17 protein-coding genes, 1 other RNA gene and 2 pseudogenes are annotated in these 23,700 nt (G+C 65.3%); 12 read left to right on the plus strand and 8 right to left on the minus strand.

Annotated features, from left to right (window positions below):
• Positions 1-187 (minus strand): transposase (locus F7R02_RS11355; RefSeq protein WP_151210039.1); only part of this gene is annotated, 187 nt, incomplete at its 3' end.
• Positions 188-332: 145 nt separating this feature from the next.
• Between F7R02_RS11355 and F7R02_RS11360 the strand changes: the two genes are divergently transcribed.
• Positions 333-677 (plus strand): hypothetical protein, encoded by a 345-nt coding sequence (locus F7R02_RS11360; RefSeq protein WP_003482129.1) that lies wholly within the window; start codon positions 333-335, stop codon positions 675-677.
• Positions 678-883: 206 nt separating this feature from the next.
• Here F7R02_RS11360 and F7R02_RS11365 read toward each other — a convergent pair.
• A pseudogene (locus F7R02_RS11365) lies at positions 884-2,160 on the minus strand (DNA topoisomerase IB).
• Between the two features lie 56 nt (positions 2,161-2,216).
• Between F7R02_RS11365 and F7R02_RS11370 the strand changes: the two are divergent.
• The 4 genes from F7R02_RS11370 to F7R02_RS11385 all read left to right on the plus strand — a co-directional run bounded on the left by F7R02_RS11370 (position 2,217) and on the right by F7R02_RS11385 (position 9,322).
• Positions 2,217-2,597: an I78 family peptidase inhibitor gene (locus F7R02_RS11370; RefSeq protein WP_003482133.1), complete on the plus strand. Its 381-nt coding sequence runs from the start codon at positions 2,217-2,219 to the stop codon at positions 2,595-2,597.
• A 202-nt stretch (positions 2,598-2,799) separates the two neighbouring features.
• Positions 2,800-7,272 (plus strand): glutamate synthase large subunit, encoded by a 4,473-nt coding sequence (gene gltB, locus F7R02_RS11375; RefSeq protein ID WP_078589026.1) that lies wholly within the window; start codon positions 2,800-2,802, stop codon positions 7,270-7,272.
• A gap of 131 nt (positions 7,273-7,403) precedes the next feature.
• A complete protein-coding gene (locus F7R02_RS11380) occupies positions 7,404-8,885 on the plus strand; it encodes an FAD-dependent oxidoreductase (RefSeq protein ID WP_078589028.1) in 1,482 nt (493 codons plus the stop codon).
• A gap of 5 nt (positions 8,886-8,890) precedes the next feature.
• Positions 8,891-9,322 (plus strand): nucleotidyltransferase domain-containing protein, encoded by a 432-nt coding sequence (locus tag F7R02_RS11385; RefSeq protein WP_139370868.1) that lies wholly within the window; start codon positions 8,891-8,893, stop codon positions 9,320-9,322.
• Between the two features lie 98 nt (positions 9,323-9,420).
• Here F7R02_RS11385 and F7R02_RS11390 read toward each other — a convergent pair whose 3' ends face one another.
• Positions 9,421-10,479, minus strand: a complete 1,059-nt coding sequence (locus F7R02_RS11390; protein WP_003482139.1) for an NAD(P)-dependent alcohol dehydrogenase — start codon at positions 10,477-10,479, stop codon at positions 9,421-9,423.
• 307 nt (positions 10,480-10,786) lie between these two features.
• On the opposite strand from F7R02_RS11390, the gene F7R02_RS11400 reads away from it, so the two are divergent.
• The 3 genes and pseudogenes from F7R02_RS11400 (at position 10,787) to F7R02_RS11410 (ending at position 13,692) form a co-directional block, all read left to right on the plus strand.
• Positions 10,787-11,860, plus strand: a complete 1,074-nt coding sequence (locus F7R02_RS11400; RefSeq protein WP_078589032.1) for a glycoside hydrolase family 5 protein — start codon at positions 10,787-10,789, stop codon at positions 11,858-11,860.
• A gap of 306 nt (positions 11,861-12,166) precedes the next feature.
• Positions 12,167-12,510: pseudogene (locus tag F7R02_RS27520) on the plus strand (hypothetical protein).
• A 129-nt stretch (positions 12,511-12,639) separates the two neighbouring features.
• Positions 12,640-13,692, plus strand: coding sequence for a glycoside hydrolase family 5 protein (locus tag F7R02_RS11410; protein WP_003482146.1), 1,053 nt, complete (start codon positions 12,640-12,642; stop codon positions 13,690-13,692).
• A gap of 4 nt (positions 13,693-13,696) precedes the next feature.
• Here F7R02_RS11410 and F7R02_RS11415 read toward each other — a convergent pair.
• Positions 13,697-13,769, minus strand: a non-coding RNA gene (locus tag F7R02_RS11415) — sX9 sRNA.
• Between the two features lie 559 nt (positions 13,770-14,328).
• On the opposite strand from F7R02_RS11415, the gene F7R02_RS11420 reads away from it, so the two are divergent.
• Both F7R02_RS11420 and F7R02_RS11425 read left to right on the plus strand, forming a co-directional pair.
• Positions 14,329-15,462, plus strand: coding sequence for a glycoside hydrolase family 5 protein (locus tag F7R02_RS11420; RefSeq protein WP_078589034.1), 1,134 nt, complete (start codon positions 14,329-14,331; stop codon positions 15,460-15,462).
• Positions 15,463-15,754: 292 nt separating this feature from the next.
• Positions 15,755-16,198 carry a PepSY domain-containing protein gene (locus tag F7R02_RS11425; RefSeq protein ID WP_011050031.1) on the plus strand — a complete coding sequence of 148 codons (444 nt, stop codon included), beginning with the start codon at positions 15,755-15,757 and terminating at the stop codon, positions 16,196-16,198.
• 319 nt (positions 16,199-16,517) lie between these two features.
• Here the strand turns inward: F7R02_RS11425 and F7R02_RS11430 are convergent, their stop codons facing one another.
• Both F7R02_RS11430 and F7R02_RS11435 read right to left on the minus strand, forming a co-directional pair.
• Positions 16,518-18,275 carry a M28 family metallopeptidase gene (locus F7R02_RS11430; protein WP_078589037.1) on the minus strand — a complete coding sequence of 586 codons (1,758 nt, stop codon included), beginning with the start codon at positions 18,273-18,275 and terminating at the stop codon, positions 16,518-16,520.
• Between the two features lie 161 nt (positions 18,276-18,436).
• Positions 18,437-19,093, minus strand: coding sequence for a DUF4097 family beta strand repeat-containing protein (locus tag F7R02_RS11435; protein ID WP_003482163.1), 657 nt, complete (start codon positions 19,091-19,093; stop codon positions 18,437-18,439).
• A 97-nt stretch (positions 19,094-19,190) separates the two neighbouring features.
• Between F7R02_RS11435 and F7R02_RS11440 the strand changes: the two genes are divergently transcribed.
• Both F7R02_RS11440 and F7R02_RS11445 read left to right on the plus strand, forming a co-directional pair.
• Positions 19,191-20,489, plus strand: a complete 1,299-nt coding sequence (locus F7R02_RS11440) for a murein hydrolase activator EnvC family protein (protein ID WP_172397188.1) — start codon at positions 19,191-19,193, stop codon at positions 20,487-20,489.
• Between the two features lie 104 nt (positions 20,490-20,593).
• Complete coding sequence (locus tag F7R02_RS11445; RefSeq protein WP_078566658.1) at positions 20,594-22,120, plus strand: S41 family peptidase; 1,527 nt, start codon at positions 20,594-20,596, stop codon at positions 22,118-22,120.
• Between the two features lie 165 nt (positions 22,121-22,285).
• Here F7R02_RS11445 and F7R02_RS11450 read toward each other — a convergent pair whose 3' ends face one another.
• Positions 22,286-23,278: a D-2-hydroxyacid dehydrogenase family protein gene (locus F7R02_RS11450; RefSeq protein WP_078589039.1), complete on the minus strand. Its 993-nt coding sequence runs from the start codon at positions 23,276-23,278 to the stop codon at positions 22,286-22,288.
• Complete coding sequence (locus F7R02_RS11455; protein ID WP_003482171.1) at positions 23,278-23,598, minus strand: DUF1820 family protein; 321 nt, start codon at positions 23,596-23,598, stop codon at positions 23,278-23,280. Before F7R02_RS11455 ends, F7R02_RS11450 begins: the two co-directional genes overlap by 1 nt.
• Positions 23,599-23,700: the final 102 nt, after the last annotated feature.

Genomic DNA, 23,700 nt, shown 5'->3' on the forward strand with positions numbered 1-23,700 from the left:
AACGGTTCATGCGTGTGTAGACCGTATGCCAGTTGCCAAAGCGCTTGGGTAGGCCGCGCCATTTGCAGCCATGCTCGGCAACGTAAAGGATGGCGTTGACCACTTGCAGGTTGGTCATGCTGACATTGCCGCGCTGCGCCGGCAGGCAGTGTTCGATCAGAGAAAATTGTGCTGGCGTGATCTCCATGCCCAATAGTTTAATCGCTCGGGCCATTAGTGTTAACAGGCCCTAGCGGCGATGTCTGTTTCTGAAAGGCTGTGGCGCAGCATCTTCATGCCATCCCGACAACGCCACCTTCACGCTTGCGGCATTCTTGCCCTGGAGATTCCCGATGATCCGTATCCTCGCCCCACTCGCTGCCGCTGCGTTGTTGTCGGCCTGTGCCTCCAACCAGGTCGCGCAGATACAGCCCATCGACGGCGCCATCTCCGGCCAGTGCCATAGCGACAAGGTGCGTGGTGCGGTAGGTCTGGCGGCAGCCGCGCAGACAATCGAACGTGCGCGCGTGGATAGCGACAGCCAGACGGTCATCGTCCGTCGCGGCGAGCGCGCAACCGGTGGCACCACCGCCAGCGGCCTGGCCGATCCGGCCCAGGGCGCCAGCGAAAGCGGCGGCGATCAGCTCACCATCGAAACCGGCCCGAACAACAGCATCACGGCGATCTATTGCGGTTGATTGTTGCGACTCGGGATTCGGGAAAGCATTGCGGATTTCCGGCTCACGGGTCTGCCGTTGCATTGACTGACAACGATATCGAGCGATCGCCGGCGGGCGTGGACCGCCGGCAGCGCGGCGTGCGCAGTACATCGCACCGAGCAGCGGCAGCGCTCATCTGCTGGCAAGCGCAGTGGTCGTTGACGGCAATTCTACGGATTCCGCTTCTATGCGGACTTCCGCTTCGACGCCGGCTTTGCCTGTGCCTTGAGCTTGCTACGCGAAGCGCTCAAGAACCTCAGCGTGGCCGCTTCCCACTGGCGCTCGCCACGCACACCGGTGGCCATGGCCTGCAGCTGGCCCGCACGCCAGCCTTCGAAGACGCATGGGTCGATGTAGGCCTTGCGACACACCGAGGGCGTGTTGCCCAAGGCATCGGCTACCTCACGGATGACATCGTTCTGCACCTGCGTCAACGCGCGTTCGCTGCTACGCTCGGGCAATGGCAGGCGTGCCAGCCGCTGCAATGCAGCCAAGGTGCCGCCCCAGGTGCGGAAATCCTTGGCGGTGAAGTCTTGGCCCATCGCCTCGCGTAGATAGTCGTTGACCTCACCCGAATCCACCGGCTGCAACTGGCCATCGTCGTCGCGGTACTGGAACAGCGATTGCCCCGGCAGCTGCTGGCATTGCCGGATCAGTTTGACCAGCTGCTTGTCGTCCACTTCGATATCGTGGTCCTGGCCGCTCTTGCCGCGGAACTTCAGCCGCGCGCGTCCGCCTTTCAGAATTCCATGTGCCGGTTGCGCAGTGTGGTCAGTCCGTACGAGCGATTGCTGCGCGCGTATTCGGCATTGCCGACGCGCACCAGGGTGTCGGCCAGCAACGCCACCACGATCGCCAGCACCTTTTCGCGTGGAAATCCCGGCAGCAGCAGATCGCGACGCAACCGCCGCCGCAGTTTGGGCAGCGCGGTACCGAAGGCGATCACGCGTTCGAACTTGCCTTCGCCACGCACCTGCGCCCAGTCGGCGTGATAGCGGTATTGCTTGCGCCGCCGCGCATCGCGCCCGGTGGCCTGCAGATGGCCATTGGGCTTGGCGCAGATCCACACTTCGGTATAGGCCGGCGGAATCGCCAGCGAACGGATGCGCTGCAAGGTCTCGGCATCGGCAATGCGTTGCCCGTCGGCATCGCGGTAACTGAAGCTCTTGCCGGCCTTGCGGCGGCTGATGCCGGGCTGTTGATCGTTGACATAGGTCAGCCCGGCCGCACGCGCGGTCGCCTTGGCCTGCGCCACCGCTGCCGCGCTTGCCACGGCGGCTGTGGCGACAGCCGCGCCGGTGGCGACCGCCGCGAGCTTGCCGGCAGTACTGGCGGCCACTGTGGCATTGCGAAGAACACGTTTTGCTTTCATTGCGCACAGGTCGAAGGACTGGCCGCGATTGTTGGGTGCAGCAAGACTAGGCTGCGTCAACGCAGCGACAACGCCGTGTGCGCAAGCCATGCCCGTCGCGTGACTTTGTGCTTATGCTTGCGCGTCCCCCTTTGCTGGAGTCATCGATGCGCGCTGTCCTGCCTATTGCCCGCCTGGCTTGCACCCTGGTTGTGCTGACTGCATTGACTGCCTGCAACAAACCGCAACCCGATGAGCAGGAAGCCGTCACCGCCAAGGCCCAGCACGCGGCCGAACAAGCCTCTGCGCCCGCACCGGATGCAGCGCCGGAAGCGCCGCCGATCGGCAGCTGCGATGCCACCCAGGTGCAATCGCTGGTGGGCCAGCCGTTGACCGATGCGGTGGGCGAACAGGCACGCAGCGACGCCGGCGCCAAGTCGGTGCGTGTACTCAAGCCCGGCCAGATGACCACCATGGAATTCAATGGCGAACGGCTCAATCTGGAAGTGGACGCCAAGAACGTGATCAGCTCGGTGCGCTGCGGCTGAGACGGCGTTGGCGCCTGTCGCAAGACCGGCGCCAAGCCTTCTGGCACAAGGGATTGCAGTGTTTCTCGTTGCAGCTGTAACGGTGTATTGCGGCACCGCATCAACTGTGGTCTAGTCGATCATCCGGTGACCTCTTCGAACGCTCCACGGATCGAGCGCTGCAACGTCGTCGCCGCTCTCCTAAGATCGCAAAGAGGCAGACATGGCCCCCCGCACTCGCCAAGGGCTCAACGACGACGGTCTCTACAACAGCGTGCGCGACGAGCGCGACGCCTGTGGTTTTGGCATGGTCGCCCAGTTGGACGACCAACCTTCCCGCGCGCTGGTGGATACCGCGATTGCGGCGCTCTCGCGCATGACCCACCGCGGCGGTGTCGCCGCCGACGGGCTCACTGGCGATGGCTGCGGCCTGCTGATTCGCAAACCCGATGCGTTCTTGCGCGGGCTGGCGCGCGATGCCGGCATCACCCTGGGCACGCGCTACGCAGCCGGTGTGGTGTTCCTGCCGCTGGACGAAGCCGATGCTGCGCGATGTCGGGCCGAACTGGAAGCGCAGCTGCACAGCGCCGGCGTGCACTTCCGCGGCTGGCGCGTGGTGCCCACCGATGACAGCGTGTGCGGCCAGCTGGCACGCGATACCTTGCCGCGCATCGAACAGGTCTTTGTCGATGCCGGTGCCGAACAGACCGAAGACGGCTTCACCCTGGCGCTGTTCCTGGCACGCCGGCGCGCCGAGCAGGCGCTGCATGCGGTCGAACATTTCTACGTCACCACCCTCTCGCCCAACGGCATCAGCTACAAGGGCATGGTGCTGCCGGACAAGCTAAGCACGTTCTACCCGGACCTGCAGCGCAGCGATCTGTCCTCCAGCGCAATTGTCTTCCACCAGCGTTTTTCCACCAACACGCTGCCGCGCTGGCCGCTGGCGCATCCGTTCCGGCTGCTCGCGCACAACGGGGAAATCAACACCATCGAAGGCAACCGGCGCTGGGCGCAGGCGCGCAGCAAGGTATGGCAGACCCCGCGCTTCGACATCGCGCAGTTCGATCCGGTGATCTCCATGCACGGCTCCGATTCGCAGAGCCTGGACAACATGCTGGAGTTGCTGATCGCCGGTGGCATGGACCTGCTGCAGGCGCTGCGCATCCTGGTGCCGCCGGCCACTCAATCGCTGGAGTTTAAGGACGCCGATCTGGCCGCGTTCTACGAGTTCTACGGCCTCAACACCGAACCGTGGGACGGCCCGGCCGGCATCGTCGCCTGCGACAGCCGCTACGCGGCCTGCATGCTCGACCGCAACGGCCTGCGCCCGGCACGCTGGATGCTGACCTCCGACCGCCACTTCCTGGTGGCCTCCGAAGCCGGCGTGTGGGAGCTGCCGGCCGAGCGTATCACCCGCAAGGGCAAGCTGGGCCCGGGCGAGATGATGGCGATCGACCTCAAGCGCGGCGACCTGCTCGATTCCGATGCCATCGACCGCATCAACCGTGCGCGCGCCCCGTACAAGCAATGGCTGCAGCAGGGCGTGACCTATCTGCAGACCGAATTGATCGACCCCTCGCTGGTGGAGGAGCCCTTCAGCGAGCAGACCCTGCGCAGCTATCACAAGCTGTTCCAGCTCAGCACCGAGGAAGTGGAACAGGTGCTGCGCCCGCTGGCAGAAACCGAGCAGGAAGCCACCGGCTCGATGGGCGACGACACCCCGATGGCGGTGCTCAGCCGCCAGACCCGGCCTTTGTACGACTACTTCCGCCAGGCGTTCGCGCAGGTCACCAACCCGCCGATCGACCCGCTGCGCGAAGGCATCGCGATGTCGCTCACCACACAGCTCGGCAGGGAGACCAATATCTTCCACGCCGGTGCGGAGACGGTGAACCACGTCATCCTCAATTCGCCGGTGCTCAGCCAGCGCAAACTGCGCCAGCTGCTGAAGATGGAGCAATACGTCGAGCGCAACCGCCTGATCGACCTGTCCTACAGCCTGGAAGAAGGCCTCAAGGCCGGGCTGGAACGCATCTGCCAGGAGGTGGAAGCCGCAGCGCGCGCCGGTGCGGTGATGCTGCTGCTGTCCGACCGCTACCCGGTGCCGGACCGGCCGATGGCGCATGCGCTGCTGGCCACCGGCGCGGTGCATCACCACCTGTGCAAGGTGGGCCTGCGCTGCGACGTCAACCTGATCATCGAGACCGGCACCGCGCGCGACCCGCACCACATGGCCTGCCTGCTCGGCGTCGGCGCCACCGCGGTGTACCCGTACCTGGCCTACCAGACCCTGTTCGACCTGGGCCGGCGCGGCATCCTGCAGCTGAGCAAGGGCGGTGAGCAGTCGCAGATCGGCCGCCGCTACCGCAAGGGCATCTACAAGGGCCTGTCCAAGATCATCTCCAAGATGGGCATCTGCACCATCGCCAGCTACCGCGGCGCGCAGCTGTTCGAGATCGTCGGGCTGGACCCGGACGTGGTGGACCTGTGCTTTGCCGACACCCCGGCGCGCATCGGCGGCGTGGACCTGGCGCGGCTGGACACCGAGGCGCGCGAGCTGACCGTGCGTGCCTGGAACGACCAGCTCAAGCCGGAGGTGGGCGGCCTGCTCAAGTACGTGCACGGCGGCGAGTACCACATGTACAACCCCGACGTGGTCATGACGCTGCAGCGTGCCACCCGTACCGGCGATGCCGGCGACTGGCAGAAATACGTGGCCGCGGTGCATGCGCGCCCGGCCTCCACGCTGCGCGACCTGGTGCAGCTCAAGCGCGCCCACACCCCCACTCCGCTAGATGACGTGGCACCGGCCGAAGACGTCCTGCGGCGGTTCGACAGCGCCGCCATCAGCCTGGGCGCGTTGTCGCCGGAAGCGCACGAAGCGCTGGCGATCGCGATGAACCGCCTGGGCGGGCGCAGCAATTCCGGCGAAGGCGGCGAAGACCCGGCCCGCTATGGCACCGAGAAGCGCTCCAAGATCAAGCAGGTGGCCTCCGGCCGCTTCGGCGTGACTCCGGAATATCTGGTCAACGCCGAAGTGCTGCAGATCAAGGTCGCCCAGGGCGCCAAGCCCGGCGAAGGCGGCCAGCTGCCCGGCCACAAGGTCAACGAGCTGATCGCCCGGCTGCGCTACGCCAAGCCCGGCATCGGCCTGATCAGCCCGCCACCGCATCACGACATCTATTCGATCGAAGACCTGGCCCAGCTGATCTACGACCTCAAGCAGGTCAACCCGACCGCGCTGGTGTCGGTGAAGCTGGTGGCGCATGCCGGCGTCGGCACGATTGCCGCCGGCGTGGTCAAGGCTGGCGCCGATCTGATCACCGTGTCCGGCCATGACGGCGGCACCGGTGCCAGCCCGGTCAGCTCGATCCGCTATGCCGGCGTGCCGTGGGAACTGGGCGTGGCCGAGTCGCACCAGGCATTGGTGGCCAACGACCTGCGCGAGCGCACCATCCTGCAGACCGATGGCGGCCTGAAGACCGGCCTGGACGTGGTCAAGGCCGCGCTGCTCGGTGCCGACAGTTTCGGCTTCGGCACCGCACCGATGATCGTGCTGGGCTGCAAATACCTGCGCATCTGCCACCTCAACAACTGCGCCACCGGCGTGGCCACCCAGGACGAGCGCCTGCGCGCCGGCTATTTCACCGGCCTGCCGGAACGGGTGGAGCACTTCTTCCGCCTGCTGGCCGAAGAGGTGCGCCAGTGGCTGTCGTATCTGGGCGTGCGCTCGCTGGACGAGATCGTCGGCCGCACCGACCTGCTGGAACAGCTGGACGTCTCGCCGCGCCCGGGCGTCAAGGTCGACCTCTCGCGCCTGCTCACCCATGCGCAGTACGACGGCAGCCACTGCGCCGCCCAGCGCCTGTACGAATCGCCAGACAGCCTGGCTACGCAGATGGACGGCTTGCTGGCCGATGCGATCGCCAACAAGAGCGGCGGCGACCATCGCTTCCTGATCCACAACACCGACCGCTCGATCGGCGCGCGCCTGTCCGGCGCGATTGCGCGCGCGCACGGCAACCACGGCATGAGCGATGCGCCACTGAACTTGCGCTTCCGCGGCACTGCCGGGCAGAGCTTTGGCGCGTTCAACGCCGGTGGCCTGCAGCTGGAACTGGAAGGCGAAGCCAACGACTACGTCGGCAAGGGCATGGCCGGCGGCCGCCTGGTGGTGCGTCCGCCACGCGGCGCGCGCTTCGAGGCACGCAACACGCCGATCGTCGGCAACACCTGCCTGTACGGCGCCACCGGCGGCGAGCTGTTCGCCGCCGGCCGCGCCGGCGAGCGCTTTGCGGTGCGCAACTCCGGCGCACTGGCGGTGGTGGAAGGCGCTGGCGACCACTGCTGCGAATACATGACCGACGGGGTGGTGCTGGTGCTGGGCAAGGTCGGCCTGAACTTCGGCGCCGGCTTCACCGGCGGGCTGGCCTACGTGCTGGATATCGAGCGCGACTTCGTGGACCGCTACAACCACGAGTTGATCGACATCCACCGCGTCTCGGCCGAAGGTTTCGAGAACCATCGCCAGCACCTGCACACTTTGATCAGCCGCCACCGCGAACTCACCGGCAGCATCTGGGCGCAGCAGATCCTGGACGAATTCCGCGACTACATCGGCAAGTTCTGGCTGGTCAAACCCAAGGCCGCCAGCATCGAGTCGCTGACGGAGTCGCTGCGCCGCGCCGCGTGAGTCTTGCTCCCCTCTCCCGCACGCGCGCGAGGGGCTGGGAGTGAGGGCAGTGGCCTGCCATTACCCTCATCCGCCCCTTCGGGGCACCTTCTCCCGCACGCGGGAGAAGGGAATCAGCTACGGATTTCTTTATGAGCCGCAAACAAGCCTTCCAATTCCTCGACCTGCCCCGGACCATGCCCACGCGCATTCCGGTGGAACTGCGCACGTCCGGCGACTGGGGCGAGTTGTACAGCAGGTTCGACAAGGCCGACGCGCAATACCAGGCCGGCCGTTGCCTGGACTGCGGTAATCCGTATTGCAGCTGGAAATGCCCGGTGCACAACGCTATCCCGCAGTGGCTGCAGCTGGTGCAGGAAGACCGCATCATCGAGGCCGCCGCGCTGTGCCATTCCACCAACCCGCTGCCGGAAGTGTGCGGGCGGGTGTGTCCGCAGGACCGCCTGTGCGAAGGCAGCTGCACGCTGGAAGAATTCGGCGCGGTCACCATCGGTGCGGTGGAGAAATACATCGTCGACACCGCCTTCAAGATGGGCTGGCGCCCGGACCTGGGCAACGTGCAGGCCAGCGGCCACCGTGTGGCGGTGATCGGCGCCGGCCCGGCCGGCCTGGCGTGTGCGGACCGCCTGGCGCGCGCCGGTATCGAAGCGGTGGTGTACGACCGCTATGAGCAGATCGGCGGCCTGCTGCAGTTCGGCATCCCCAGCTTCAAGCTGGACAAGTCTGTGATCGGCAAGCGGCGCGAGATCCTCGAAGGCATGGGCGTGCAGTTCCGCCTGGGCGTGGAGGTCGGCCGCGACATCAGCATCGAACAACTGTTGGCCGAGTACGACGCCGTCTTCCTCGGCACCGGCGCCTATCGCTACACCGACGGCGGCCTGCCCGGGCAGGATTTGAAGAACGTGCTGCCGGCGCTGCCGTTCCTGGTGCAGAACAGCCGCATCGTCAGCGGCAACGACCCGCACGGCCGGCCGATCGCCGGCTGGGAAGACCAGCTCGCCCTGCCCGACCTCACCGGCAAGCGCGTGGTGGTGCTGGGCGGTGGCGACACCGGCATGGACTGCGTGCGCAGCGCCATTCGTCTGGGCGCGGCCAAGGTCACCTGCGCGTATCGCCGCGACGAAGCCAGCATGCCGGGCTCGGCACGCGAGGTTGCCAACGCACGCGAAGAAGGCGTGCGCTTCCTGTTCAACCGCCAACCGCTGTCGATCGAATCCGGCGCCGACGACGAAGCCATCGGCGTGACCGTAGTGGAAACCAAGCTGGGCGAACCCGACGCCAGCGGCCGCCGCGATGCGGTGCCGGTGGAAGGCAGCGAATCGCTGCTGGAAGCGGACGTGGTGATCATCGCCTTCGGCTTCTCGCCCACCCTGCCCGACTGGTTGGCCTCGCAAGGCGTGGACGCCGGCAGCAATGGCCGCATCGTCGCCCCGTCCGACGGCAACGGCCGCCTGCCCTACCAGACCAGCAACCCGCGCCTGTTCGCCGGCGGCGACTGCGTGCGCGGTGCCGATCTGGTGGTGACCGCAGTAGCCGAAGGCCGCGATGCGGCGGGAAGCATCGTGCAGCTGCTCGGGGTCAAAGCGCAGGTCAAGGAGCCGGCTGCGGCGTAGCCGTCGTGGGTGCACAAGATATGAGATTGCAGGTACCAGATCAGGCCGTAGCGCTCATTTCCGCTCTGACTTCCTTGCAATCGTCGCCAGACTCGATCTGGCTAATCGGATCTCGCGCTAACGATCGTGCAACTCACCAATCGGATACGGATCTGATTGTATTCGGCTCAGAAGCATTTATTCGCGCTGCAATAGCGCAAATAGCACAGCCGCAGGATGTGGATTGTTTGGTCGTATTCAACGGCGATGACTATCGAGACCCCTGGCAAGAAAAAAGCGGATCACTTAGCAAACTCGAGTGGCGACAGATTGATGCCGACTCGGCACGGTACATCGGCACCAAGTGGATGCCGGACGGCGAGTCCTCGCGAGAGTTTGGTGCTCTTATGGGAGACCTCGTTGATCGTGAAGAACTCGCCATTAGGCTTTGGCCGTAAGCGCATCAAGCTGCGCTGGTAACAAACTGCCGCGCGCCACCGCCTGCGTCTAACAACAACGCAAGCGGTGGCATTTCATACATTTGATGCAATCTTGATCAAGCCGCCTTATCCAAGGTCGCCATATCGATCACGAAGCGGTACTTCACGTCGCTCTTGAGCATGCGCTCGTAGGCCTCGTTGATCTGGTCGGCGCGGATCGTTTCGATGTCCGAGACAATGTTGTGCTTGGCGCAGAAATCCAGCATTTCCTGGGTCTGGCGGATGCCGCCGATCAGCGAGCCGGCCAGCGTGCGGCGCTTCATCACCAGGTTGAACACCGCCGGCGACGGGTGCGACTGCTCGGGCACGCCGACCAGCACCATGGCGCCATCGCGCTTGAGCGCGTTGAGGAACGGGTCCAGGTTGTGCGGCGCGGCCACGGTGTTGAGGATGAAATCCAGGGTGTTGTACTGCGCGGCCATCTGCGCTTCGTCCTTGGAAATCACCACTTCGCTGGCGCCCAGGCGCAGCGCATCGGCGCGCTTGCTTTCGGAGGTAGTGAACAGCACCACGGTAGCGCCCATCGCCTTGGCGATCTTCACCGCCATATGGCCCAGGCCGCCCAGGCCGACCACGCCCACCTTCTGGCCCGGACCTACCTTCCAGTGCGCCAGCGGCGAATAGGTGGTGATGCCGGCGCACAGCAGCGGCGCCACCGCGGCCAGGTTGTCGCTGTGGGTGATGCGCAGCACGTACTTCTGGTCGACCACGATATGGTCGGAATAGCCGCCGTAGGTGTTCTCGCCGCCGCCGAACATCGGCCCGTTGTAGGTGCCGGTGAAGCCGGCTTCGCAATACTGTTCTTCGCCTTCCTGGCAGGAGGCGCAACTGCGGCAGCTGTCGACCATGCAGCCAACACCGGCCAGGTCGCCGACCTTGAAGCCGGTGACCGCATTGCCCACCGCCGTGACGCGGCCGACGATCTCGTGGCCGGGCACCGAGGGGTACAGCGTGTTGTGCCATTCGTTGCGTGCGGTATGCAGGTCCGAGTGACACACGCCGCAGTAGGCGATGTCGATCTGCACGTCGTTGGGGCCGGGCGCACGGCGTTCGAACACGAATGGGGCAAGTGGTTGATCGGCGGCCTGGGCAGCGTAGGCGTGGGCTGTGCTCATGGGAAAACTCCGGGGTGTTGCGTCGTCGGCAAGCTGCGCCAACAACGGAAAAGAAGGATCGCTAGCTTAAAACGCGCAGATGTCGCACTCCTGCGACAGTGCGTCTTACCTGGTCTCTTGCGAACGCGAGCGCAGCGGCATTATGCGCCTTGCGCGTGTTCGCAGGCGGTCAAATCCAGACCTTGCGCGTGAATGGCGCGCTAACGTGCGAGCTCATAGGCTCACGCAGCAGCAGATGGCGCTGCACCATCTGCGCTGGCCGTGCCCTCCCCCGCGGCTGCCCACGTCGATGCCGAAGGAGACTTCCATGTTCCGCACTCCCCCGCACTTTCCCCGCTTGCGCATCGCCGCGCTCGCGTTGACCTTGCTCGCCGCCGGTCCGTTGGTCCAGGCCAAGGAGCCGCCCGGCCCCAGGAGGGAAACCGCCGGCCTGAAGTATGTTGGCGTCAATCTGTCCGGTGCCGAGTTCAACTCGCGCAAGAAACCCGGCACCTTGTTCAAGGACTACACCTATCCTGCCGCCTCGGACTTCAGCTATTTCGCCGGCAAGGGCATGAATACGATCCGATTGCCGTTCCTGTGGGAACGCGTGCAGCCCGAGCTCAATGGCCCGCTGGACCAGGCCCAATTGGGGCTGATCAAGAAGTCGCTCGAGGCAGCCAAGGCCAACAAGCAATACCTGATCCTGGATCTGCACAACTACGTCACGTACAGCGGCAAGCGCATCGGCACCAGCGACGTGCCGGCCGGCGCGTTGGCCGATCTGTGGCGCCGGCTGGCGCTGGAGTTCAAGGACGACAAGGCGGTGATCTTCGGGCTGATGAACGAGCCCAATGGCATTTCCGCGCCCGACTGGGCCAATGCCGCGCAGGGGACGATCACTGCGATCCGCAAGACCGGCGCGAAGAATCTGATTCTGGTGCCGGGCACCGCCTACACCGGCGCACACAGCTGGCGTAGCACCAGCTACGGCGTCTCCAACGCAAAGGCGCTGGAAATCCTCAAGGACCCGGGTAACAACCTTGCCTTCGAAGCGCATCAATACCTGGATAAGGACTACAGCGGCACCAAGCCGGTATGCACCAGCGATTCGGTAGGCCAAGAAAAGCTGCAGGGCTTCACCTCGTGGCTGCGCGAGAACAAGCAGAAGGGCTTCCTGGGCGAATTCGCCACGGCCAACAATCCGGTCTGCGACAAGGCGCTGGAAGGCATGCTGACCTACATGGAAAAGAACAGCGACGTGTGGCTGGGCTGGACCTGGTGGGCGGCGGGCGCGTGGTGGAAGCCGGACTATCCCTTCACCGTGCAACCGGGCAAGGACGGCAGCGACAAGCCGCAGATGGCGATCCTGAGCAAATACGCACGCCGCGCCGGCAAGTAAGCAGCGGCGCAGGCAGAAGGTGGTCGCAACCAGTGTTGCGGCCACCTTTTTTATGTCCATTGCGGTGCACCGCGTTGGAGGACAGGCTGCTTCGGAGAAGAGCAGACCGCCGCTAGCTCGCCGTGGGCGGCGCAGAAGGCAGAAGCAATCCCGCGCCAGCTCAAACGTTTCCGATTGCCGATGTGCGCTCTTCGATGGCGTGCGACAGCCCGGCATCGAGCGCTTGCCATGTCTTCCCTGCACTTGTGCAAGCTGCGGTGCACAGCGGCCGTCTCGACGACGCGCTGACGTAACGCGCTCGCACCAGTGCGTGGGCGACGCGCAAGCGATCTCATCCGTTATCGCGCCACCGCGATTGCGCGCGCCACCTGCGCTCTGTCTGCCGCTGTGGCTGGCACTGCCCGACGACAGCATTGCCAATCAGGCAGCCCATCGCGATGAACAGAGAAGCGCTGCAGTGCAGAGGCATTGCACGCAACGCAGCTGCATTCGCCTGCGATGCGCAGCACGCCATCGCGCAGGTCATGGTGCGTGCCACCGGTTTGAAGCGTGCGCAAACGGTGCGGTGCGCTCGGGCCATGCGAGCGCGCTCTAACACAAGAACTGCGTGTCACTGCACAGCTTGGCCGATTGATCCCTCTCAACCGTAGTTTGTGCGGGCGTATACGCCTAGTCTGGTGATGGACGCGTTGCTGTCGTACATCGAACGAGCTCATACCCGTCTCGGCACGTCGTCCTTGCACACGTCTCTCGCACGCAGAAGTCCCAGGAGTTCCCCCATGAAATCCCTCACCACGCGTACGCGCCGGCTGCGTTGCCGCGCGCTGTCTTTCCTATTGCTGGCCGCCATGCCCCTCGCGCAGGCGCAAAGCGCCACCGGCCTGAAGTATGCAGGCGTCAATCTTTCCGGCGCCGAGATCAAATCCTCGCAAAAGCCCGGCGTGCTCAACATCGACTACCGTTATCCGGCGGCCGATGAATACGCCTACTTCGCCGGCAAGCACATGAACACCGTGCGCCTGCCGATCCTGTGGGAACGTCTGCAGCCAAGGGCGGGGGGCGAGCTGGACCCGGCCCAGCTGGCGTTGATCCGGCAGGCGGTCGCCAACGCCAAGGCGGCCAAAATGTACGTGATCGTGGATGTGCACAACTACGCCAAGTATTACGGCCACACCATCGGCAGCACGAAAGTGCCGATCAGCACCTTCAACGATCTATGGCGACGGCTGGCGATCGCCTTCAAGAGCGACAACGCCGTGATCTTCGGGCTGATGAATGAGCCTTACGACATCGATCCGCAAGCGTGGGCGACGGCCGCGCAGGCGTCCATCGACACCATTCGTAAAACCGGCGCCACCAATCTGATTCTGGTACCCGGTGCGTTGTGGACAGGCGCGCATAGCTGGTACTCCACGGTGGCCGGGCAATCCAATGCAGTGGCGATGGCATCCATTCGCGACCCGCTCAATCGTTATGCCATCGAAGCGCATCAATATTTGGATGCCGATTCCAGCGGCACCAGCGGCGGTTGCGTCAGCGCCACGGTCGGGGTCGAACGGCTGCGCAGCTTCACCGAGTGGCTGCGTCTGAACAAGAAACGCGGGTTTCTCGCCGAATTCGGCACCGGCAATACGGTCACCTGCAATCTCGCGCTCAACGGCATGTTGGGCTACATGGAATCCAACAGCGATGTGTGGATGGGCTGGTCCTGGTGGGCGGCAGGCGCATGGTGGAGTGGGGCGTATCCGTTCAACGTGCAACCGGATGCGCAAGGGCGCGACAAGCCGCAGATGTCGATATTGAGCCCACGTGCGCGCCGGATTACCGATTAAGCACGACCAACACGCCTAGCGAGCAGTCGTCAGGTGGACGTGGATGGCGCAGAAACCACAACGTCCACGTGGTCCATGCTACGCGCCTGCCGCGCCAGCCTGATGGCTGCACGCCGGTGTTTCAGCTGTTGTTCCGCAACGACCGCGCTAGTCAAGGCGAGTGCGGGCGCGGCCAAGCAATCGTCACCACATCACTCTTCTATCCGGTCGTGAGCGCGCGCTTTCTACTGGGCTGAGCATTCCGCTATTGGGCCGCCTTTTCCTCGTACTTTCAGGGGAAAGATCGATGCAGCCTATGCACGCTCCCTGGGTGGCGCTCTAAATGCGGCATAGCGTCATAGACATGACGTCATGCCACTGACGGCAGACGCTTCCATACGACGCAAAATCGACAGCGCGGACACACGCACGCCGCAGTTGCGCGAACACTTCGCGATATCGCGCGCTTTTTTGCGGCCTATCAATCTCGAAAATGCGCCTTGCAGAGTGTGACTGCGATGCAGTTCGCATATTGGCGTTCCATTGGCCACACCCGGCAATTGGGCACGGCTGATGCATTGATTCAGACCGATGCAGCGCATCGCGCGCAACGCGCATGCACTTCGCTGCATCTCCCCCCGTCTGAGGAGTTGTGTCATGTCTGCTGTCTGTTTTTCGTTGCGCGCGCTACTGCGCTCCACGCTGCTTTTCATCGTGTTTGGCAGCCTGCCGTTGGCCCACGCGCAGACGCGCGCGCTCACCTATGCCGGCGTCAATCTGTCCGGTGCCGAATTCGCATCTTCCAAAAAGCCCGGAGTCCTCAACAAGGACTATATGTACGCGGCGGCCAGCGATTACACCTATTTCGCCGGTGTCGGCATGAATACCATCCGCCTGCCGATCCTGTGGGAACGGCTGCAGCCCACCGCGAGCGGCGAACTGGATCCGGCCCAACTCGCGTTGCTGCAACAGGCCGTGGCACGCGCCAAGGCAGCCGGCATGTATCTGGTCATCGATATCCATAACTACGCCAAGTATTACGGCTACAAGATTGGCAGCCCGGAAGTACCGGTGGCCACGTTTACCGATCTATGGCGTCGTCTCGCACTGGCGTTCAACAGCGACAACGCGGTGATGTTCGGGCTGATGAATGAGCCCAACAATATTTCGGCCAGCGAATGGGCCGGCGCAGCGCAGGCCGCCATCGATGCCATCCGCAGGACCGGTGCCAATAACCTGATTCTGGTGCCCGGCGCATTGTGGACCGGTGCGCATAGTTGGTATTCCACCACGACCGATGGCTACTCCAACGCCACCGCGCTGACGTCCATCTACGACCCGCTCGATCGCTACGCCTTCGAAGTGCATCAGTATCAGGATGCCGATTCCAGCGGCACCAGCAGCACCTGTGTCAGCAGCACCATTGGCGCCGAGCGCCTGCGCAACTTCACGCAGTGGCTGCGCACCAACCGCAAGCGCGGCTTTCTGGCCGAATTCGGCACCGCCAACAATGCGGTGTGCAACCAGGCGCTGCAAGGCATGTTGGCGTACATGGAAACCAATGCAGATGTGTGGCTGGGTTGGACCTGGTGGGCGGCCGGTTCGTGGTGGAACCTCAGCTACGCATACAGCGTGCACCCCAACAAGGACGGCACCGACAAGCCGCAGATGGCGATCCTGTCGCCGCAGGCCGCACTCGCCACGCGTGCACCGGTCGCTGCTGCCGCGGCGCGCACTTCCGCTGCATCGACCTCCGCAACAAGCACATCCGTTGCACGCACGGCACGCTGATGCCAGACAAGCCGCCGTAAGGCGGCTTTGTCTTACGCACGCAGCGCGCGGGCAAACGGCGTTGGCACGATGGGATGCACACGCCGATTACTGCGATTCCATCGTGGATAGCCATGTTGCTGCGTGCTCGGCCGCAACAGCCGTTTCGATGTAAACAACGCGTGTAGCGCAGGTGAACTGGCACCTGCGCATTTCAGCTTACTGAACTTTCGTCGCGGCCGCTTGCGGCCTTTCACCTGATGGCGATAAGCCGCCCTCCAGCATGAGCGCACTTCACTGCAGGAGCATTCCCATGACACAGCGATTGATGAAGACCGCACTGATCGGCGTCCTAGCCTTGGTGTCGCAGGGCGCGTTGGCACAAGCGGCCGACAAGCCGGCCAAGGCGCTCACCTCCGGTGAGGTCACCAGCATGCTCACCGCAAAGGGCTACACCAAGGTGCACGACCTCAAGTTCGAGCACGGCGTCTGGACCGCGGATGCGCGTAGCGGCGACGGCAAGGATGTGGACGTGCACATCGACCCGGTGACCGGCCGCGTCTATGGCGACCAGACCACCTCCAAGCTCAGCGAAGCCGACGTGCGCGCATCGCTGTCCACCGGCGGCTATGCCGATGTGCACGACCTCAAGTTCAACGATGGCCTGTGGAAGGCCGATGCCAAGCGCAACGGGCAGAAGGTCGAACTGCACGTGGATCCGGAAGACGGCCACGTGGTGAGCGTGGAGAACGATTGAGTTGGCGCACGTCACGTTGGCCTGCCAGGCGGGTAGGGCAGATCGAGCATCGCAGAGGACGCACGCAGCGTAGCCACGCTGCCGCGCCTTGGGCCGACATGTAGCGTCAGTGCAGCAAGCCACTGATCGCGCAAGATCGCATCTCAGCGATGTTGCATGGCGATGGGCTAGATGCCTGACATGACACAGCAACGCAAAAGGCCTCCGATGGGAGGCCTTTTGCGTAACAGAAGATTCTCACCGATGGTGGCGCGAACCGGAGTGCTGGTGTGCTGGTGCGTTGCTGCTACACCGTGTGGCAGCAGTGGATCGGCAAGCCTCAGCGTGGGGGCTTGGCCATGTTCGTCTGCGTAGCCGTACTGGTGGCGTCGGCCGGCTGCGCGCTCGCCGCACTTGTGCCAGGCCTGCCGGCCATCATGCGATCGCGCGCGGCCTTGAACGGGTTGCCGGGGTACCAGTTGGGCCAACGTTCGCCAGCAGCGACCTCCTTGCCCACGCCATAGACCACCTGCAGATCTTCGATGGTGCCATCGAGCTTCCAGGTGGCGGCGTCGTATTCGTCGCCAGGCGCGTGATAACGATGGCGTCCGTAGTCCTCGGCGACGGCACGCCCGGCGGCAGTGCCGCCCTCGCGCAGGTCTTCGCCGCCATCGGCATACAACGCCGGCACGCCGGCCTTGGCGAAGTTGAAGTGATCCGAACGGAAATACGAGCCGCTTTGCGGGGTGGCTTCCGCGTGCAGGGTGCGCCCCTGCATCGCGGCGATCGGCTTGAGGATGTCCTCCAGCTCCGAGCTGCCCATCCCCACCACGGTGACATCGCGGGCGCGCCCGGCCACCGACATCGCATCCAGATTGATCACCGCCGCGATCTTGTCCAGCGGGAAACTCGGGTTGGCCACGTAGTATTTGGAACCCAGCAGGCCGGATTCTTCCAGCGTCACCGCCAGGAACACCACCGAGCGCGTCGGCTTGGGGTCTTGATGGGCGAATGCGTCGGCGATTTCCAGGATGCCGGCCACGCCGGTGGCGTTGTCCACCGCGCCGTTGTAGATGTTGTCGCCGCGTTCACCCGGATGCTTGCCCAGGTGGTCCCAATGCGCCATGTACAGCACCGCCTCGTCGGCGTGGCTGGTGCCCGGCAGCACGCCGACCACATTGCGCGAGGTCTTCGCCGCGATCGTACTCTTGAGGTCGACCGACCAGCTGGCCTTCAAGGGCACCGGCTTGAAGCCGCGCTTGCTGGCGTCCTTGTAGGCCTGCGTCAGGTCCAGTCCGGCATTGGCGAACAATTGCCTGGCGGTCTCGGCGCTGATCCAGCCCTGCACCGGCAGGCGCGGGTCGGGGTCGTCCTTGGCCGGCAAGTCGTATTGCGGGCCGGACCAAGAATTTTTCACCACGTCCCAGCCATAGCTGGCACCGGGCGTGTCGTGCACGATCAACGCCGCAGCCGCGCCCTTGCGTGCGGCTTCTTCGAACTTGTAGGTCCAGCGCCCGTAGTAGGTCATGCGCTTGCCGTCGAACAACTTGGCATCGTCGGTGTGGAAGCCCGGGTCGTTGACGAACATCACCACCGTCTTGCCCTTCCATTCCTGGCCGGCGTAGTCGTTCCACTGCTGCTCGGGCGCATCCACGCCGTAACCGACGAACACCAGCTCGCTGTTGTCCAGCTTGACCTCGGCTTGGCCGGTGCGGGTGCCGACCACGATGTCGGTGCCGAAGGCGAGGGTGCGGGTCTGCTCGCCGCTGCGCAGGCTGGGGGCGGTGGATGCATCGGCGGTGGTTTCCACCATCGGCACCTCCTGGAACCAGCTGTCGCCATTGCCGGGCTGCAGCCCGATGCGCTGCATCTGGTCGCGAATGTAGGTCACGGTCTTTTCTTCGCCGGGCGTCCCCGGGCCGCGGCCTTCGAAGTCGTCCGACGCCAGTGTCTTGACCAGTTCGGCGAAGTCGCCAGTGGTCATGTCCGGGGAGAAGGTGTGGCGGCTGACCGGCGCGCTGGGCGCATCGGCGGGTTCGCGTTTGCAGCCGGCCAGGGCCAGCGTCGCGGCCAGGCACAACAGGATCTTGCGGGGCATCGGAACTCCTCGTGCGGCGGAATCCCGATCTTAGAGCCTGCGCCGCATGGCGAGGTGAGCGCGTCGCTGCGTGCGCTGCAGTCGCATGGCGGGCCGGGCAGGGCGCCTGGAGCAGGTGCCCTGGATCCGGCGCACGCACCGGCAGGTGCGTGTTGCGTCGGTCAGTCCTTCGGCGCGACGTCGCTGTCGAAGCTGCGCGCGGTGGCGCCGCTCACCGCGCCGATCTTGGCGCTGCGGTGCACGTACAGGTTGACCTCGCGCTCGAAGTGCAACGGCCCATCGACCACTGCATCCGGGCCGATCACCACACGCGGCTTGCGCGAGGGCTGGAACGAAAAACCGAAGCTCGGCTTGCTCACTTCGATGCCGCCGCGCACATGCGAACCTACCCCGACAGTGATGTCGCCATTGACCGTCTCGATGCCCTTGCCGAGCTCGGTTCCCACCAGCCCGATGCTGCCGTTGACCGTTTCCACGCCGCCACTGATCTGGCTGCCGCGCTCGGCGAGGATGCTGCCATTGACCGTTTCCAGCCCGCCGGACACCGTCACTTTCTGGCCCAGCGTGATCGAGCCGTTGACCGTTTCCACGCCACCGGTACGCGCGTTGTCGCCGATGCGGATGCCGCCGTTGACGGTTTCCACGTTCTTGGTTTGGGCACCGGCACCGATCTCGATGGAGCCGTTGACCGTTTCCAGGGCGCCATAGGTCTTGCCGGCATCTGCGCTGATCTTGCCGTTGACCTTGCTGACGTCCTCGTCGGCCCAGGCGCTCGTGCAGACCAGGGACAGTGCCAGGAGAAGAATTTGGGGCTTCATGCTGAACCTCGCGCGGCGGCGGTTGTCTGGGGCGTGGCGGCGATCACATCATGCTTGGCTACAATCGCGCACCTGCCTGAAGTCACTGGATCTTTCGTTGCCCCCTTCGCCCGCACCGCTGCCGCGCCTGCCGCTCGCTCCTGCCACCGGCCGTGGACGGATGTGGCTGGCGGTGGGCGTGCTGGCCTGCACCTTGCTGGGCAGCATGGGCGCAAGCGCGCAGAGCCAGCGCGAGACCGAGCGCAAACTGCAGCAGCTGCGCGATGAGCTCAAGACCATCAGCGCCGATCGACGCGAACTAGAAGGCAAGCGCGGCACCGCCGCGCAACAGTTGCGCCAGGCCGACGAGAAAGTGGCCAAGACCGCACGTGCATTGAGCGAGACCGAAGCGGCGATGCGCGCGCAGGAACAGCATCTGTCCACCCTGCAGCAGGAACGCGCGCAATTGCAGCGCGGCCTGCAGAACCAGCGCGCGCAGCTGGCGGCGTTATTGCGCGCCGCCGATCAGGTGGGCCGCAATGCACCGCTGAAGGTGCTGCTGTCGCAGGACACGGTGGGCGATGCCACGCGCATGCTGGCCGATCACCGCTATGTGCAAAACGCACGCGCGCAGCGCATCCACGCCTTGACCACGCAACTGGATGCCCTGGCGACAGTGGAACAGGACATCGCCACCCGGCGCCAGACGCTGGATGCCGCGCGTGCGCAGCAAAAGGCGCAGGCGGCCACGTTGCAGAAGGATCGCTCGCAACAGGCGGCCACCGTCGCGCAGCTGGACGATCGCTACAAACAGCGCGCCGAGCGCGAAAAGGCAATCGGCCAGGACGCCAAGGCGCTGGAACAACTGCTCGCCAATCTGCGCGCGGCCGCCGCCAAGGCCGAAGCCGAACGGCGCGCTGCCGCCAGACGCGCCGCCGCCGAAGCCGCCGCACAGGCCAAGCGCAGCAAAACCGAGCGTTCCGATCGCCCCGGCAAGACGCCACCCAAGGTAGTCGCCAACGCACCGGCCCCCAAGGTCGGTGGGCTCAGCTGGCCGGTGGCGGGCAATCTGCTGGCGCGCTTCAATGCCACCTTGCCCGATGGCCACACCAGCAAGGGCGTGCTGATCGGCGCGCCTAAGGGCACCACCGTGACTGCAGTGGCCGATGGCACGGTGGTGTTTTCCGACTGGATGACCGGCTACGGCATGATCCTGATCGTGGACCACGGCAACGGCTACATGAGCCTGTACGCGCATAACGACACCTTGCTGCGCGATGCCGGCGCATCGATCAAACGTGGCGACGCGGTGGCCAAGGTCGGCAGTTCGGGCGGGCAGGGCGTGCCGGCGCTGTACTTCGAATTGCGTCGTAACGGGCAGCCGGTGGATCCATCGAGCTGGCTGCAACGCCGCTGAGCGCCGCGCACCGCCCGCGATTCAACGCGGATTTACCGCTGCTTCGCGCATAATCCGGTCAGCTCCGCGCTGCGGGGCGCCTTATCTCTTTGTCGGAGTGCTTCATGCGCGTAGCCGTCCTGTCCGTTGCCCTGTCGCTGGCCCTGTTCGCGTCGCCTGGTTGGGCGCAGAAGGCCGGCCCCGCCGCCGCCCAGGCCAGCGCGGACGATCCGGAAGCCAATGAAGCCGCTGTTTCCAAGGTGCCACTGGATGAGATCCGCCGTTTCGTGGCGGTCTACAACGCGGTCAAGCAGGCCTACGTCGACCCGGTCGAAGACAAGAAGCTGATGCACGCCGCCGTGCGTGGCCTGCTCTCGGACCTGGACCCGCACAGCACCTATTTCGACAAGGAAGATGCCGAAGCCTTCGACGAACAGGCCACCGGCGCCTACGACGGCATCGGCGTGGAATTGCTGCAGCAGCAGGACAACACCCTCAAGGTGATCGCGCCGATCGACGACACCCCGGCCGCGCGCGCCGGCATCCGCGCCGGCGATGTGATCGTGGCCATCGACGGCAAGCCGATCGATGCCAGCAAGGCCATGGAGCCGCTGCGTGGCGAATCCGGCAGCAAGGTCGTGTTGACCATCATGCGCGACAAGACGCCCAAGCCGTTCGATGTGACCCTGCAGCGCGAAACCATCCGCGTGGCCAGCGTGCGCAGCAAGCTGCTGGAGCCGGGCTTTGGCTACATCCGCATCAGCACCTTCCAGGCCGACACCGGCGCCGACTTCCAGAAGAACCTCAAGCAGCTGCAGGCCGGCGGCAAGTTGCGCGGCCTGGTGCTGGATCTGCGCAGCAACCCCGGCGGTCTGCTGACCTCGGCGGTGCAGGTGGCCGACGATCTGCTGGACAAGGGCAATATCGTCAGCACGCGCGGGCGCATCTCCATCAGCGATGCCAAGTTCGACGCCACTCCGGGCGATCTGCTCAATGGCGCACCGGTGGTGGTGCTGGTGGACGCCGGCTCGGCCAGTGCCTCGGAGGTGCTGGCCGGCGCGCTGCGCGACAACAAGCGCGCACGCATCATCGGCAGCCGCACCTTCGGCAAGGGCTCGGTGCAGACCGTGCTGCCGCTGGACAACGGCGACTCGGTCAAGCTCACCACCGCGCGCTATTACACGCCCAGCGGCAAGTCGATCCAGGCCAGCGGCATCGTGCCGGACGTGCTGCTCACCCCCGAACCGCAGCCGGGCGATGCCGATGTGCCGACCAGCCTGACCGACTACAGCGAAGCCACCTTGCCGGGCCACCTGCGCGGCGACGACGAAGGCGAGGAGGGCTACAGCGCCGGCGACGTGCTGCCGGGCGACGGCCCGATCACCGAAGCCTTGGCCGAACTCAAGCAACCCGGCGCCGCCGCCAAGGCGCAGGCTGCACGCAAAGCCAAGGCGCAGGCCGCGCAGAAGGCGAAGGCCGCCAATAAGACCGGTGCCGAGCCCAAGCCCGCCGCAGCGCGCCCGGCGACCACGGACAAGCCCAGGTCGGCCGAACCGGCAGGCAAAGCCAAGCCGGCCACTACACCCCCAGCGCCAGCCGAACCGGTGCAGCCGACGACGCCGACGGACAAGCCTGCCGAGCCGGTCAACTAAGCGTGGGCAACAGACCTGCGCGCGGCGTCGTGACGTAGGTCCGGTCGGCACACAGGAATCGGTGGAGGAGTGGTACATGCCACACCGAACATCGGGCCCCGCTGACCTGGCAGCAGCGCGCGCGGCTTGCTGGCTGCTTCAAGACCGCGCTGACCCAGCGGGGAATCACACCCGCTGCGTTGTTGCCAACACCTCGGGATTGACCAGGTTGCGCGGTGTGCCCGCCGCGAACGCCAGCACATTGTCGAACGCCGCATCGAAATACAGCGCGTAGCTGTCGCGCTCCACGTATCCCAGATGCGGTGTCGCCAGCACGCGCGCATGCCGCAGCAGCGGATCGCGCGGGTCCAGCACCGGCTCGTGCTCGAACACATCCAGCGCGGCCTGCGCCGGCCGGCCCGCGTCCAACGCAGCGAGCAAGGCGCCAGGCGCAATCAACTCGGCGCGGCTGGTGTTGACCAGCAACGCGTCGGCGCGCATGCGCGCCAGATCCTGGGCGGTGACGTCATGCCGTGTCTGCGCAGTCAGACGCCGATGCAGCGACAGCACGTCGCTGCGTTCGAACAGGTCCTCGCGACTGCCCGCAACCGCGAACCCATCGCGCGCTGCCTGCGCACAGGACGCCTCGCCGCCCCACACCACCACCTGCATGCCGAAGGCGCGCCCGAAGCCGGCCACGCGTTGGCCGATTCGCCCGTAACTCCAAATCCCCAACGTGCGCCCATGCAGCACGCGGCCCAAGCCGGGATCGCCAAGCGCCTGCCAGCGTCCCTGTTGCAATGCATGCTGGTAGTCGGTCAGCCGACGGCTGGCCGACAGGATCAGCGCCCAGGTCAGCTCGGCCGGCGCCACCGGCGAGCCGACGCCTTCGGCCACCGCCACACCCAACGCGGTGCACGCCGCCACATCCACATGCGCACCCACGCGCCCGGTCTGGCTGATCAGTTTCAGCCGTGGCAGCCGTTGCCGCAGCGCCGCATCCACCCGCGTGCGTTCGCGGATCAACACCAACGCGTCGGCGTCGGCCAGGCATGCGGCGCGCGCATCGAGCTCCGCATCCAACGCGCCCAGCACCTGCATCTGGTGGCCCTGCAGTTGCTGCAGGCAGGGCAGCCGAGCGACGGCGCCCTGGTAGTCGTCGGGCACCACAATGCGCATCAGCGTGGCTTGATCGGCGAGGGGAACGGGGTGACCACCTTGTCGCCGGTGGTGGCATCGCGAATCACCGACTGGCCCTTTTTCTCGACTTCTTCGATCCGCACGATGCTCTGCATCGGCAGGTGCAAGGTCCTGGTATTGCCGAATTCCTCGCGCAGGCGTTCTTCGGTGGGGTCCACCACCAGCCCGTCGTGCACGTCGAACACCAGCTCGCCGATCTGGTTGAAGCCCCATAGATGGCTGCCGGTGACCTCACGCGCGTAGAGCTCGTACACCTTGCCATGATTGAGGAAGGTGACTTTGTACAGAGACTTGGACATGCCCACGATTATAGGCGCGCGCCTGGACAGCGACATGCGCGGCATCGTGCCGGTACCTGGGCCACGCCCAGGTTGCGGCCTGCGGGTACAGCCGGTGCGCTG

The organism is Xanthomonas cissicola (assembly GCF_008801575.1).
GTDB classification, from domain to species: domain Bacteria; phylum Pseudomonadota; class Gammaproteobacteria; order Xanthomonadales; family Xanthomonadaceae; genus Xanthomonas; species Xanthomonas cissicola.